The organism is Planococcus halotolerans (genome assembly GCF_003289955.1).
Lineage (GTDB): Bacteria > Bacillota > Bacilli > Bacillales_A > Planococcaceae > Planococcus > Planococcus halotolerans.
Window position 1 is genome coordinate 87,264 of sequence record NZ_QLZR01000008.1, and the last position, 15,057, is coordinate 102,320.

Here is a 15,057-nt window from a genome sequence, read left to right on the forward strand (position 1 = left end):
TGTTATACAGACTGCCTGAATATGAAAAACTGCGCCGGATAAAATTCCGGCGCAGCTTTTTTTAATTATTGATAATTTGAAGTTCTTTCGGATATTTCGTTAACACTTCGACACCATCTTCGGTTACGGCAAGATCATCTTCGATTCTAACACCAACTTTGCCGGGTACATAAATGCCGGGTTCAATCGTGAAGACCATGCCTGCTTCCATTTTCATATCGTTCGATCCATGAAGAGAAGGGAATTCATGGACAGAAATGCCAAGGCCGTGGCCAAGGCGATGGGTGAAGTATTCACCATATCCCGCTTCCTCGATTACGCCGCGTGAAATGCCATCGAGCTCCGCTGCCGTGACACCGGGTTTAACAGCATTAAGTGCAGCAAGTTCGGCTTCAAGTACGATCTCATAGACCTTTTTCTGCTCTTCACCAGGTTCGCCAAGAGCCAAAGTACGGGTGATATCTGAACAATAGCCTTTGTGGACAACTCCAAGATCAAATAGGACGAGGTCGCCCTTTTGCAATTTCCGCTCCCCGGTTTTGCCGTGAGGAGAAGCTGCATGGTCTCCAGTCAATACGGTCGTGTCAAATGACATGTGAGTGACACCTCGTTTTTTCAAGGCAAGTTCTACTTCTGTCATGACCTCGATTTCCGTAATGCCTTCCTTGATTGTTTTCGCAGCAACTTCGATTGCATAATCTGCGAGCGAGGCTGCTTCCCGCAGGATTTCCATTTCTGCAGCATCTTTGATGACGCGCATGGCGCTTGTTTTTTCGTCGATTCCTGTGATTTTCGGAGAACCGAAAAATTCGTTGACGGCATCATATCGTTCCACAATCATATGTGATTTTTCAATCGCCAATGTCTTGATTGAGGAAACTGTCTCACTTGCGGTTCGGTACAGTATTTCCATCGCGTTGTCTGTATCAGTATGGCCGGCGATCTTTCCAGTCCATCCGGCATTTTCAGCATCTGGAATTTCCATCTGAGGACAGATAAGGAATGGTTCAGCTTCACTGAAGATCATTACGCCGAGAAGGCGTTCATGCGGATTGCTTTTGAATCCGGTGAAATAAAATACATTATCAGGATTGGTGATGAATGCCGCATCGATATTGTTATCCTTCAAATAAGCCTGCAAATTACTGATTTTATTCATAGTTGAATTCCTCCTCTATATGTGTAGCATAACAAAGATAAGGGTATAAGACAGCTAGAAACTGAACGCATTCTTAAATGGAGGGATATCATGAAAATTTCTTACCACGGACATTCAGTCGTCAAGATAATGACTGGAGGCAAAACGATATTGATCGATCCATTCATCAATGGCAACAAGCTGACGGATTTGAGGGCCGATAAAGAAAAGCCCGACGTGATTCTGCTTACGCATGCACATAATGACCATGTAGGTGACACGTTGGAAATCGCAAAAGAAAATGATTCCATGGTTATTGCACCTGTCGAGCTGGCCAATTACCTTGGAACTTTCGGCCTTGAAACGGTCGGCATGAATCTGGGCGGTTCGAAGGAATTCGATTTTGGAACCGTAAAGTATACAAAAGCATTCCACAGTTCGTCTTATACGACAGACGATGGTGATGTGATCTATGGCGGCATGCCTGCCGGAATCCTTTTTAAAGCTGAAGGAAAGACGGTTTATCATGCAGGAGATACCGAATTGTTTGGAGATATGGAACTAATCGGCAAGCGTAACGATATTGACGTGGCGTTCCTGCCAATCGGCGATTTCTTCACCATGGGGCCAGATGACGCAGCCTATGCGGCAGAGCTTTTGAAAGCGAAACTTGTAGTGCCTATCCATTACAATACATTTCCGCCTATTAAACAGGACCCCGAGCAATTCAGAAAATTGGTCAAAGGCTCAGATGTTAAGGTATTGGCAGCAGGAGAACTATTCGAAATTTAACCGAAAAACCCCCGAAGAGCAATCATTCTTCGGGGGTTTCTGTATTAGGAAATATGGTACACTTAAGGCATCAGGAAAGCAGAAAGAATGGGTGAAATCATGGCGACAAAACATGAACAGATACTTGATTATATTGAAACTCTGGAAGTCGGGGAAAAAATCTCCGTCCGTCGGATCGCTAAAGAATTGCAGGTCAGCGAAGGCACGGCGTACCGCGCGATAAAAGAAGCGGAAAACAAGCGGCTGGTTTCCACAATTGAGCGTGTCGGCACCATCCGCATCGAACGAAAAAAGAAAGAGAATATTGAGCGGCTGACGTATGCCGAAATCGTCAATATCGTTGACGGCCAAGTACTTGGCGGCCGGACAGGTTTGCATAAGTCATTGACGAAATTCGTTATAGGGGCGATGCAGCTCGAAGACATGATGCGCTATACGGAAGCTGGCAACCTGCTGATTGTCGGCAACCGCTATAAAGCCCATGAATATGCGTTGCAGGCAGGAGCGGCTGTTCTTGTGACCGGCGGCTTCGATGCATCGGACACGGTGAAAAAACTGGCGGATGAATATGAATTGCCGGTCATTTCCACCAGCTATGACACTTTTACAGTGGCTACGATGATAAACCGGGCTATTTATGATCAATTGATCAAGAAAGAGATTTTATTGATCGAAGATATTTTGATTCCGTTGGAGAATACCCATTTTCTTCATCACCATGACCCTATCAGCCGTTACCGTGAATTGAACAAGGAAACAACGCATGGCGGATTTCCGGTGGTCGATGATTCCGGCAAGATTATCGGAATCCTGACTTCACGGGATATCATTGGATTCTCAAATGAGGACAGCGTCGAAAAAGCCATGACAAAAGATCCTATAACTGTATCGTTGCAGACAAGTGTAGCGTCCGCAGGACACAGGATGATTTGGGAGGGCATCGACCTTCTGCCGGTCATCGATGACCAAGGGAAGTTATGCGGCGTAATCAGCCGCCAGGATGTGCTGAAGGCGATACAGACTGCACAGCGGCAGCCGCAGCAGGGCGAAACAATAGATGATATCATTATCAGCCAGTTGCAGATGAAGCCGCATGAAAAGCTTTCCCTGGAATTCCGTGTGACGCCTCAAATGACCAATTCGTATGGTTCCATATCATATGGCGCCTATACAACAATTTTGTCTGAAGCTGCTAACAGTGCTTTGAAAACAAAGAATCGCAAAGACAGTGTACTTGAAAACTTGACGATTTATTTTTTGAAACCAGTTCAGCTGGATTCCCTGATTTATATCAAACCGGTTATTTTGGATATCAGCAGAAAATCAGCCAAGGTGGATATCGAGGTTTCATTTGAAGGGGAAATTGTTGGCAAGGCCTTGCTGACGTTCCAGTTGCTGGATCGATGAATAAATAAAAAACCCCCTCTCAGTGAGGGGGATTTACTATTCGTTCAGCCGTGATTCTTCCGCGACAAATTTATGGTAATGCTTAGCCGCTTTAAAATTATAGATGATCATTGCCAGCCCGAGAATGATGAATATACCGGAAATGATATAAGTGACGGTACTTTGAAAAATCGTCAGCTGATTGATGCCAAAGAAAAATACAAAGCTCCCAAGAAATATTGATGCTGTAGAAGCGTACCATTTTTTTCGGATGGGCAATGTTGCACGGATCTGCTTTGTTTTATAATAGAAATAAAACAAGGTAGACACGATTATTAGGAAAAAGAAAATTAGCATAAGGACCTCCTGTATTCGAAAACTTTCTTCTATTGTACTTGAGAAACGTGCTCGAATGCGAATGGATTTCCTTGAAAAATGGAGGAACCGCCAATGAACAGTCAAATCATCGACACAATTAAACAATATGAAACCATCATCATCCACAGGCATGTCAGACCGGATCCCGATGCATACGGCTCACAGCTGGGCTTAAAATACATACTTCAGCATAATTATCCTGAAAAAATGATTTTGGCAGCAGGTGAACATGATTTTACGATGGAATTCCTTGGTACACAGGATTCGGTCGCTGATGAAGATTATATCGGGGCACTGGTAATTGTCACAGACACTGCCAATACAGAACGAATAGACGATCAGCGGTATTCGAGCGGAGACAAACTCATAAAAATCGATCATCACCCGAATGATGATGCTTATGGTGATCTATTGCTTGTGGATACAGGGGCCAGTTCTTCCTCAGAGCTTATTTACGAATTATTCGAAGTTGGCCAGATTCAGGAAAACTGGGAGCTTCCGCCAACGGCGGCACGCCAGCTTTATGCAGGAATCATTGGCGATACCGGCCGTTTTCTCTTCCCGAGCACGACACAAAAGACGTTCAGGATTGCCGGCGAACTCATCAAGAGTGACTTTGACCGCAACGCGCTGCATAATGGCATGTACGAAATGGAAAGAAAGCTTCTGCATCTTCAGGGTTATATCTACCAGAACTTCAAAATGGACGAAAATGGTGCAGCTTATGTAAAAATCACCTTGGATATCCTAAAAGAGTTTGGAGTCACAGCTACTGAAACTTCGCTGCTTGTCAGTTCGCTTGGAAATGTAAAAGGAATGAAAGCATGGGTCATATTTATAGAAGAAGAGAATGAGATTCGTGTACGTCTCCGCTCAAAAGGACCTGTCATTAATGAACTGGCAAAAGAGTTTAACGGAGGGGGCCACCCAATGGCTTCCGGAGCCACTGCTTACTCATGGGAAGAAGCGGAACAAGTGATTGGCCGTTTAAAAGAAATTTGCGCTTCAGCAGAATAAGAAAGGAGGGATTGTTTTGTCAATGGTTTATCCATATATAAGCACATCAGCAGACCTGTTGAAAAGTACGGTGCGCCTTGATGAACTTTTCCCTTTTCTAAAAGAACAGGGGACGGCTGCTGTCGCTATCGTCAATTCCAAGCTGTACGGTGTGCTCCCGTTCTGGGAAGCTTGTTATCAGGCAGGTATTCACGCCGTGCTCGGCTTTTCAACATTCGTCGAACACGATGGGCAGCCGTATCCGGTTGTACTTTATGCCCAGACAAATAAAGGCTATGGCAATTTGCTGAAGATATCCAGCGCACTTGCGACACGAAACCGCAAGGCGATTCCCGAGCAATGGTTGAAAGCTTACGATGAAGGGCTTCTTTGCGTAATTCCAAATACGTCAGAATGGACATTGACCGACCGCAAAGAAGTTTTCGAATACATCTTCCAAATATTCGGTGACCGCTGTTACGGCAGCGTGCAGCGGCCAGGAGGCAATGTATCTGGCAATGAAGCGGAATTTATCGAAGCATGCAACCGTTTTTACCTGCCGATTATGGCAACACAGGAAGTGAAATACATTAAGAAAGAAGGGGCTTTTGCATATGAAGTGGCATCAGCCATCGGGCAAGGGCTGAAACTTTCAGATGAACAAAGGCTTCCACCGGAACATACCGATGCATATGCGCCAACTGCCGGCGAATTGAAACAGTGGTTTGAAAATCGTCCTGAATGGCTGGAAACAGCAGAACAAATGCTGTTGAGCTGCAAAGTCACCATACAGACCAATCGGCAGCTGCTGCCTGTTTTTCCACTGGATAACGAAGTGGATAGAGCGGAATACATAAAAAAACTGTGCATGGCTGGCTTAAAAGGCAGATTAGATAGTGATTCCATTTCTCAGGAATATCAATCCCGTTTGGATTATGAGCTTGGTGTCATCAAATCCATGGGCTATATCGATTACTTCCTGATTGTTTCCGATTTTATGAAATTCGCGCGGAATGCCGGCATAATGACGGGACCAGGCCGGGGTTCATCGGCAAGTTCGCTTGTCGCTTATTCTCTGCATATAACGGATGTGGATCCACTTGAACATGGTCTGCTTTTTGAACGCTTCCTGAATCCGGAGCGTGTTACACTTCCGGATATCGATATCGATTTTGCCGATCACAGAAGGCATGAAGTAGTGGAATATGTCGCCAATAAATACGGGCAGGCAAGAACCGCACAAATCATTACTTTCGGCACATTATCCGCCAAGGCAGTGGCAAGGGACACGGCACGCGTTTTCGGTTTTGAAGCTGAAGAACTTGAAGCGATATCGAAACTGATTCCGAGCCGTCCAGGCACCACTTTAAGATCTGCGTTAAAGGAAAATGCTAAGCTGAATGATTGGATCATCGCCCGTGAAGAACGAAAAACCTGGTTCAAAACAGCGCTCCAGCTGGAAGGTCTTCCGCGCCACGCTTCAACCCATGCTGCCGGTGTCATTCTAAGCCCGACTTCCCTGGTGGATTATGTGCCAATAGAAGAAGGCAACGAAGGAATCTACCTGACACAATGGCCGATGGGAGATCTCGAAGCAATCGGTTTGCTGAAAATGGATTTTCTGGGCCTGAGGAATTTGACCATATTGGAACAGATTCGAAGACTGCTTTCGAAGGGAACCGGAAAATCGATGGATTACCGTAAATTGCCGCTTGATGATGCAAAAACCTATGAAATACTCGCTGCCGGCGACACAAGCGGAGTATTTCAACTGGAATCAGAAGGGATGAGGAATGCTTTAAGGCAAATCAAACCTACTGCTTTCGGTGATATAGTGGCAGTCAATGCACTCTTCAGGCCGGGCCCGATGGAGTTTATCCCATTATATGCAAGAAGGAAGCATAAGCAGGAAGCTGTAGCATATGTCCATCCGATTTTGGAACCAATCCTTAAAGAAACCCACGGCGTAATCGTTTACCAGGAACAAATTATGCAGATTGCCGCTAGAATGGCAGGTTTTTCTTTGGGGGAAGCCGACATACTAAGGCGGGCTGTCAGTAAAAAGAAACGGGAAATACTGGATGAGGAACGTGTTCATTTTGTGCAGGGAGCCCAAAAGAAAGGCTTCAAGGAAAGTGAAGCTACTGAAGTCTATGATTTGATCGTACGTTTTGCCGATTATGGTTTTCCAAAGAGCCATGCTGTCGCTTACAGTATAATTTCGTATCAGCTCGCTTACATGAAAGCGAATTATCCCATTTACTTTTATGCTGCTATGCTAGGGAATTTTTCCGGAAATGCAGAAAAGACCAAACAGCTTCTGCAGGAAATAAAAGAAAAGGATATTCCGATTTTGGTTCCTTCAATCCAGAAGAGCATTTCGTCATTTTCGATTGAAGAAGGCAAAATACGGATTGGCCTTAACAGTGTCAAAGGTGTTCCTGGAACTGTCATTAAAGCTATCATAGCTGCCAGAAATGAAGGGGGTCCTTTCACGAGCCTTTTCAATATCGCTGAACGGATATCCGCCATTCATTTCACACGAAAAGCCTTTGAACCGCTGATAAAAGCGGGGGCTCTTGATGATTTCGAACTTGATCGTGCAACGCTTCTGGCTTCACTGGACAGTGCAGTCAAACACGCAGAACTCGTCAAACCGGATGAAGAACCGGGGCTATTCGACGATATGGGCGCAAGCTTCATGAAGCCGAAATATACGAAGGCTTCACCAATTCCTGAGAATCTGAAACTGGATCTCGAAATGGAAGTGCTCGGCTTTTATCTTTCGACACATCCCATCGAACGGGAAAAAGAGCAGCGGCAGAAAGATTTTGATGAGTTGAAGTCTCTGAAGCTTAAACGGGATAAAGAAAAAGTGAATGTCCTGGGGATGATTGAGGAAATCAAAAGGATCCGTACAAAAAAAGGGGATGCTATGGCTTTCATTACCCTGCAGGATGATACAGGCCCGGCATCTGTCACTTTATTCCCTGAAGAATATACAAAATACAATGCAATTCTAAAAGAACAAGCAATCATTGAAGTCCAGGGCACGATTGAAAATCGTATGAACCGGACATCGATCATCTGCAAAAATATTAGTACTTGACTGCTTTTCCAACCGGAAAAGCAGTTTTTTCTTTACGTCCGGCGTTTTTTTTTGTAAGGTAGGAATATGAGTGGTCAGACCACTTTCAAAAAAATGGAAGTAGAGGTCCGCTATGAACCAACCAAAACGATATCTGGACATAGTCCTGGATATAAGGAAAATGATAAGCCAGGAAAATATCAGGCCTGGCGACAGGATTCCATCTGAAAGGGAATTGGCTGAAACCTTAAAAGTAGGGCGGTCAACTATTCGCGAAGCTTTGAGGAGCCTGGAATTGCTCGGATTGATCGAAACCAGAAGGGGAGAAGGCACTTTTCTGTCAGATTACCGTAACCATCAATTGGTGGAAGTTTTGTCGACATTCATCCTTCAGGACAATCAGTCCCAAAAGGATGTCTGGGAAACCAGGATAATACATGAAATTTCTGCAATCCAAACAATTTGCGGAAATGAGGCTGCATGCCAATTGCCGGTTTGGGACAGTTTTTCCAAACGTATTGAAGAAGAAGAAAGTTTTCTTCGTGAGGATCTTGTCAAAGAAATAATGGTTTTATCCGGTAATCGGCTGTCTTTGAAAATTTGGCTTTTATTGGCGCAATACAGCGGTAATCCTTATAAAAGCCGTATAACAATGGATGAAACAGAGATGATCGAGGATGTTTTGGCTGCAATCAGGCAGCAGGATGCTGAAAAAGCCGCTTCCAGTTTGAAAATTTGGATTGCCTGGCTGCAAAAGGAGAGTAAAAAAGATGACGATGATACGTGATATATTCAAGCGCAACAGAGAGCGCAATGGTCCGACTATACCTTCCAAAGCCGCAAAAGATGTCCCGGAAGGCCTAATGTTTAAATGCCCCGAGTGCAAGCACATCGTACTGACCAAAGAAATGGCGAAGCTCCAAAAGGTCTGCCAGAAATGTGACCATCATTGCAAAATGACTGCCCAGGAGCGGGTAGAGAGTTTAATGGATAAAGATACATTTGAGTCCATCGATGATCATTTAAAAACCGGCAACCCGCTTGGTTTTCCAGGCTACACTGAAAAGATCGAAGCTGACAGCAAAAAAACTGGTTTGAATGAAGCCGTTTTAACGGGCACCGGGAAAATCGACGGACAGCCGGTCGTTGCAGCTATTATGGATTCCCATTTCCGTATGGGCTCGATGGGATCGGTTGTCGGTGAAAAAATTACGCGCGCTGTTGAACTGGCTACCGCAAAAGGCTATCCATTTGTCATTTTTACAGCCAGTGGCGGAGCCCGTATGCAAGAAGGCGTCCTATCCTTGATGCAGATGGCGAAGACCAGTGTGGCATTAAAGCGCCACAGCAATGAAGGCCTGTTATTCATATCAGTTTTGACGCACCCGACAACTGGAGGCGTTTCTGCAAGTTTTGCATCCGTAGGTGATATTAATATTGCAGAACCGAAGGCATTGATCGGTTTTGCCGGTCGCCGAGTGATTGAACAGACTGTTCGTGAAAAATTGCCTGAAGATTTTCAGACTGCCGAATTTTTATTGGCACACGGCCAACTGGATGCAGTGGTACATCGCCATAACATGCAAAAAACCTTATCTTCGTTAATCAGACTGCATACGAAAGGAGCTGTGGCACATGGCTAATAAAGCCCAAAAATCACTGCCATTTGAAGAGCCATTAATCCAGCTCCGCAAAAAGATTACGGAACTGAAAGAATATACTCAGAACGCAGAAGTGGATTTGAGCGCAGAAATTGACAGCCTGGAAGCACGGCTGGAGAATCTGGAAATTGAAATCTATGAAGACATGAAACCTTGGGATCGTGTCCAGGTTGCCCGCCATCCGAACCGGCCAACCACCTTGGATTATATTCCATACGTTTTTGAAGATTTCATCGAACTGCATGGAGACCGGCTTTATGGTGACGACGAGGCAATTGTCGGCGGCATCGCTTCATTTAAAGGACAGCCGGTAACGGTCATCGGTCACCAGCGCGGCAAAGAGACGAAAGAGAATGTCCGCAGAAACTTTGGTATGCCGCATCCGGAAGGATACCGCAAAGCATTGCGCCTGATGAAACAAGCGGAGAAATTCAAACGGCCGATCATTTGCCTCATTGATACGAAAGGTGCTTACCCAGGAAAAGCAGCAGAAGAACGTGGGCAAAGCGAAGCCATTGCCCGCAACCTTGTGGAAATGGCAGGGCTGGAAGTTCCGGTCATTTCCATAGTCATAGGTGAAGGCGGAAGCGGCGGGGCACTGGCTCTCGGCGTGGGAAATCACATCCTGATGCTCGAGAACTCAACTTTCTCAGTAATTTCTCCTGAAGGAGCGGCCTCAATATTATGGAAAGACTCTGCACTTGCACAAACTGCAGCAGAAGCCATGAAAATTACAGCGCCGGACCTTCTTGAAATGGGTATTATTGAGCGAATGATTCCTGAAATTCGTGGAGGCGCACATCATAACCCTGTAAAACAGGCGGAATTCCTGTCTGAAGCAATTGAAAAATCACTTAGCGAACTGAATCCGTTAAATCCAGACGGATTAATCGATCAGCGCTACAATAAATTCAAGGCAATCGGGGTATTTACAGAATAGGGACCGCTTCGGCGGTTTTTTTGTTTCTTAAGGCAAAGTTAAAGCCGCAGATTCAGGGACAAATATTTAGGGGAACTGAACTGACATTACACTGCAAATCGTGGTAAGGTGAATAAAGTATCAGGAAAATCAGGAGGCATGAATGATGAAGCGAATTGGAGTGTTAACCAGTGGCGGCGACTCGCCAGGAATGAATGCAGCAGTGCGTGCAGCAGTCCGGAAAGCAATATTTCATGAAGTGGAAGTTTTCGGAATTTATTATGGCTACCAGGGTTTATTGGCCGGCAATATCGAAAGGCTTGAAGCCGGTGATGTTGGTGACATCATCCAGCGCGGCGGTACGAAATTGTATTCTGCCAGATGTGAGGAATTTAAAACCGAAGATGGCCAGAACCGGGCGATTGAGCAGTTAAAAAAACATGGAATCGAAGGCCTTGTCGTTATTGGCGGAGATGGTTCATACCGCGGCGCAATGGCTTTGACCCAAAAAGGGTTTCCATGTGTCGGGGTGCCGGGAACTATTGACAACGATATTCCGGGCACGGATTATACAATCGGATTTGATACTGCCCTCAATACCATTATAGAAGCGATTGATAAAATCCGTGATACTGCAACTAGCCATGAGCGGACATTCATTATTGAAGTGATGGGCCGGGACGCAGGAGATCTTGCGTTATGGGCCGGACTCGCCGGTGGAGCAGAAACCATATTAATCCCGGAAGTGGATTTCGATATGGAGGATATGATTGACCGCCTGCAAAAAGGTAAAAAGCGTGGCAAGAAACACAGTATCATCATCGTGGCAGAAGGTGTAATGAGTGCTAATAAACTTGCTGACATGATCCAAGGGAAAGTGGAGCTCGAAACGAGGGTATCTGTTCTTGGACATATTCAAAGGGGCGGTTCACCGACGGGTAGGGACCGTGTCCTTGGAAGCCTCTTTGGTGCGCGCGCAGTGGAAGTCCTTTTGGACGGGCCTGGCGGGCGCGCAATTGGCATGAAAAATCATCAAGTGGTAGACTATGATATGACAAAAGCGTTTACCGGTGAACATGACACCGATATGAGTTTGTATACTTTATCTAAAGAATTATCAATTTAAAAGCAAAATGGAGTGAGTCTATTGAGAAAAACCAAAATCGTTTGTACGATCGGACCAGCGAGTGAATCGCCGGAAATATTGGAATCCCTTATTGAATCAGGGATGAACGTTGCACGTCTGAACTTTTCACACGGCAATCATGAAGAGCATGCTGAGCGTATCAAACGCATTCGCCAGGCATCAGAAAAAACAGGGAAAATTGTTGGAATTCTTTTGGATACAAAAGGTCCGGAAATTCGTACCCACCAAATGGAAAACGATGGAATTGATCTGGTGACAAACCAAAACATTACTATTTCTATGACGGAAGTTCTGGGTACGGCGGAAAAATTCTCAATCACTTATGACCACCTGATTGAGGACGTTCAAAAAGGATCCATCATTCTGCTGGATGATGGCCTGATTGAATTGCGTGTCGATAGTATCGATAAAGAGAATGGCCTTATCCATACTGTTGTGGAAAATGCCGGAACATTGAAGAGTAAAAAGGGTGTAAACGTGCCGGGTGTCTCCGTACAGCTTCCAGGGATTACTGATAAAGATGCGCAGGATATTCTGTTCGGCATCAGCCAAAAAGTGGACTTTGTGGCAGCATCTTTCGTAAGAAGATCGTCGGATGTAATGGAAATCCGTGAACTTCTTGAAAAGAATGGCGGGTCACATATCCAAATTATTCCGAAAATCGAGAACCAGGAAGGCGTAGACAATATCGATGATATCATCATGGTATCGGATGGGCTAATGGTCGCTCGAGGAGACTTGGGAGTGGAAATTCCTGCAGAAGAAGTGCCGCTTGTCCAAAAGTCACTTATCGAAAAATGCAATAGTGCTGGGAAACCGGTCATTACCGCTACTCAAATGCTCGATTCAATGCAGCGCAACCCACGTCCGACTAGAGCTGAAGCCAGTGACGTTGCAAATGCAATTTTCGATGGCACAGATGCAATCATGCTATCGGGCGAAACTGCAGCCGGGATCTATCCGGTAGAATCAGTGGAAACGATGCACCGCATTGCCATGACCACAGAATCGGCACTCAACTATAAACAGCTGGTTTCCAATAGAAGAAAAGATAAAGAGGCGAATATGACGGAAGCAATCGGCCAGGCTGTGGTCTACACCGCATTGAACCTGAAAGTAAAAGCCATTATCGCACCAACAGAAAGCGGTACAACTGCTAAAATGATTTCTAAATATCGTCCGGAATCACCAATTATCGCAGTTACCTCATCAGAAATTGCAGCTAAAAAACTGACATTGGTATGGGGTGTCCAACCGATTGTCGGTACGCCGGTATCTTCGACAGATGAAGTATTTGCAATTGCTGTTGAGGAAAGCCTGAAACACGAATACGTTGACCATGGAGATTTAGTGGTCATAACTGCCGGAGTTCCTGTCGGCAAAGCAGGTACAACTAACTTGATGAAAGTTCACGTCATTGGCGATATAGCTGCCAAAGGCCAGGGAATCGGCAAAACAGTCGCATACGGTGAATCTCTTGTAGTGAAATCTGCAGAAGAGGCGAATGCTGTTGATACTGAAGGGAAAATCCTTGTAACCATCGGCTCAGACCGTGAAATGATGCCGGCTATAGAGAAATGTGCAGGCCTGATTACAGAAGAAGGCGGATTGACAAGCCACGCTGCTGTTGTGGGACTAAGCCTCGGGATTCCTGTAATTGTGGGAGTCAAAAATGCCACAAGCATTATTAAAAACAACGAGGATATTACAATTGATGCCGAAACTGGCGTCGTTTACCACGGCCACGCAAGTGTGCTGTAAGAATTACAATGGAGGTGACCGATCATTATGAAATGGCTGATAGCATTATTAATCGTTGTCCCAGCTCTTGAATTGGCACTGCTGATTTGGGCAGCAAATAATATCGGTTTCTTTGTCACTGTTGGAATGATCATCGCTACTGGTTTGATTGGTGCTTTCCTTGCCAAAAAGCAAGGAGTGAAAGCGATTGGTGATATCCAAAAGGCCATGTCGAGTTTCCAGCCGCCGGGCGAAAACCTGCTGAGAGCAGCTTTTGTCCTGGTTGGAGGCGTCATGCTCATGACACCAGGATTCATCTCGGATGCTGTCGGTTTCAGCTTATTATTTGCACCTACCCAAAAAGTATATAAACCATTGGTATACCGTTTCATCCAAAAAAGAATGAAGAATACTCGGGTTATTGTAGGATAATCCGAGTATTTTTATAGATTTTTTTTGCTAGTTTAGAGAAAAACAAGCGTTTTCATTCACAAAGCCCTGTAAATTGATTATAATGAACAAGGTAAGGAACTTATCAGAGTTTCATAAACGCAGATGAATCATCATTCTGCCTTTTTTTGTGGGATGATGAATTATACTGGAGAAGGAGCGAATTTTATGACATCGTCAAAAGGTTTAGAAGGTGTAGTAGCTACACAATCCGCCATCAGTTCTATTATTGATGACACGCTTACATACGTTGGCTACAATATCGATGATTTGGCTAACAACGCCAGCTTTGAAGAAGTGATTTATCTATTATGGCATCAACGTTTGCCGAAAGCTGACGAACTTGCTGAACTGAAACAGCAATTGGCTGAGAATATGTCAGTACCTAAAGCTGTTTTGGATCATTTCAAAACATACGAAATCAAAAATGTCCACCCGATGGCTGCTTTGCGTACAGCAGTATCAATGCTTGGACTTTTTGATGAAGAAGCTGAAGAAATGAACCCTGAAGCGAACTATCGAAAAGCAATCCGCATTCAGGCGAAAATGGCTACTTTGGTTACAGCATTCGGACGTGTCCGTAATGGCCAGGAACCAGTAGAACCTAAGAAAGACCTTAGCTTTGCTGCTAACTTCCTTTATATGCTGTCAGGTGAAATGCCTGCTGATATCGAAGAAGAAGCATTCAACAAAGCATTGGTGCTTCACGCTGACCACGAATTGAACGCTTCAACATTCACTGCACGTGTTGCTGTCGCTACTCTTTCTGATGTTTATTCAGGTATTACTGCTGCAATCGGCGCCCTTAAAGGTCCATTACACGGTGGAGCCAATGAACAAGTCATGAAAATGCTGACAGAAATCGGTTCAGTGGACAACGTTGAAAAAGTGATCAATGAAAAACTTGAAAACAAAGAGAAAATCATGGGCTTCGGCCACCGTGTTTACCGTAAAGGTGACCCGCGTGCGAAACACTTGCGTGATATGTCACAGAAGTTGACAAAAATCCGCGGTGAAGAAAAATGGTACGAAATGTCGATTAAAATCGATGAAATCGTTACTGGACAGAAAGACCTTCCACCAAACGTGGACTTCTATTCTGCTTCTGTATACCATTCCCTAAACATCGAACATGACCTGTTCACGCCGATTTTCGCGGTATCACGTACTTCAGGCTGGTTGGCTCATATTCTTGAGCAGTATTCAAACAACCGTCTGATCCGTCCACGCGCAGAATACATCGGACCTGGAATGCAGTCTTATGTTCCGGTTGAAGAACGCTGATCTCTGAAAATTATTTAAAATAGAAATAAAAAAACATAAAGACGATAGGGCTGGCAAATTGTGCAGCCCTATGACTTT

The 15,057-nt window shown here is 44.9% G+C and carries 13 protein-coding genes; 11 read left to right on the top strand and 2 right to left on the bottom strand.

Annotation, left to right across the window (positions count from 1 at the left end):
* Positions 1-61: 61 nt before the first annotated feature.
* Positions 62-1,159 (bottom strand): M24 family metallopeptidase, encoded by a 1,098-nt coding sequence (locus DP120_RS15985; protein WP_112224646.1) that lies wholly within the window; start codon positions 1,157-1,159, stop codon positions 62-64.
* Positions 1,160-1,249: 90 nt separating this feature from the next.
* On the opposite strand from DP120_RS15985, the gene DP120_RS15990 reads away from it, so the two are divergent.
* Together DP120_RS15990 and DP120_RS15995 are read left to right on the top strand one after the other, a co-directional pair.
* Positions 1,250-1,930, top strand: a complete 681-nt coding sequence (locus DP120_RS15990; RefSeq protein ID WP_112224647.1) for a metal-dependent hydrolase — start codon at positions 1,250-1,252, stop codon at positions 1,928-1,930.
* 99 nt (positions 1,931-2,029) lie between these two features.
* Entirely contained in the window at positions 2,030-3,337 is a 1,308-nt protein-coding gene (locus DP120_RS15995) for a DRTGG domain-containing protein (RefSeq protein WP_112224725.1), read from the top strand.
* Between the two features lie 36 nt (positions 3,338-3,373).
* Here DP120_RS15995 and DP120_RS16000 read toward each other — a convergent pair whose 3' ends face one another.
* Positions 3,374-3,673, bottom strand: a complete 300-nt coding sequence (locus DP120_RS16000) for a YtpI family protein (protein WP_112224648.1) — start codon at positions 3,671-3,673, stop codon at positions 3,374-3,376.
* A gap of 93 nt (positions 3,674-3,766) precedes the next feature.
* Between DP120_RS16000 and DP120_RS16005 the strand changes: the two genes are divergently transcribed.
* From DP120_RS16005 to citZ, 9 genes are all read left to right on the top strand, one after another.
* The gene (locus DP120_RS16005; protein WP_112224649.1) at positions 3,767-4,711 is read left to right on the top strand and encodes a DHH family phosphoesterase; all 945 of its coding nucleotides are present in this window, start codon (positions 3,767-3,769) and stop codon (positions 4,709-4,711) included.
* A gap of 22 nt (positions 4,712-4,733) precedes the next feature.
* Positions 4,734-7,799 (top strand): DNA polymerase III subunit alpha, encoded by a 3,066-nt coding sequence (gene dnaE, locus DP120_RS16010; protein ID WP_233786245.1) that lies wholly within the window; start codon positions 4,734-4,736, stop codon positions 7,797-7,799.
* Positions 7,800-7,911: 112 nt separating this feature from the next.
* Positions 7,912-8,565 carry a FadR/GntR family transcriptional regulator gene (locus tag DP120_RS16015; RefSeq protein ID WP_112224651.1) on the top strand — a complete coding sequence of 218 codons (654 nt, stop codon included), beginning with the start codon at positions 7,912-7,914 and terminating at the stop codon, positions 8,563-8,565.
* The gene (gene accD / locus DP120_RS16020; protein ID WP_112224652.1) at positions 8,549-9,421 is read left to right on the top strand and encodes an acetyl-CoA carboxylase, carboxyltransferase subunit beta; all 873 of its coding nucleotides are present in this window, start codon (positions 8,549-8,551) and stop codon (positions 9,419-9,421) included. The genes DP120_RS16015 and accD overlap by 17 nt, the downstream gene beginning before the upstream one ends.
* On the top strand, positions 9,414-10,379 hold the full coding sequence (accA, locus tag DP120_RS16025; protein WP_112224653.1) for an acetyl-CoA carboxylase carboxyl transferase subunit alpha: 966 nt from the start codon (positions 9,414-9,416) through the stop codon (positions 10,377-10,379). The genes accD and accA overlap by 8 nt, the downstream gene beginning before the upstream one ends.
* 145 nt (positions 10,380-10,524) lie before the next feature.
* Positions 10,525-11,484, top strand: coding sequence for a 6-phosphofructokinase (gene pfkA / locus DP120_RS16030; RefSeq protein WP_112224654.1), 960 nt, complete (start codon positions 10,525-10,527; stop codon positions 11,482-11,484).
* 21 nt (positions 11,485-11,505) lie between these two features.
* Positions 11,506-13,266, top strand: coding sequence for a pyruvate kinase (pyk, locus tag DP120_RS16035; protein ID WP_112224655.1), 1,761 nt, complete (start codon positions 11,506-11,508; stop codon positions 13,264-13,266).
* A gap of 27 nt (positions 13,267-13,293) precedes the next feature.
* Positions 13,294-13,677, top strand: coding sequence for an FxsA family protein (locus tag DP120_RS16040; protein ID WP_233785928.1), 384 nt, complete (start codon positions 13,294-13,296; stop codon positions 13,675-13,677).
* 186 nt (positions 13,678-13,863) lie between these two features.
* The gene (gene citZ, locus DP120_RS16045; RefSeq protein WP_112224657.1) at positions 13,864-14,979 is read left to right on the top strand and encodes a citrate synthase; all 1,116 of its coding nucleotides are present in this window, start codon (positions 13,864-13,866) and stop codon (positions 14,977-14,979) included.
* The last annotated feature ends 78 nt before the right edge of the window (positions 14,980-15,057 follow it).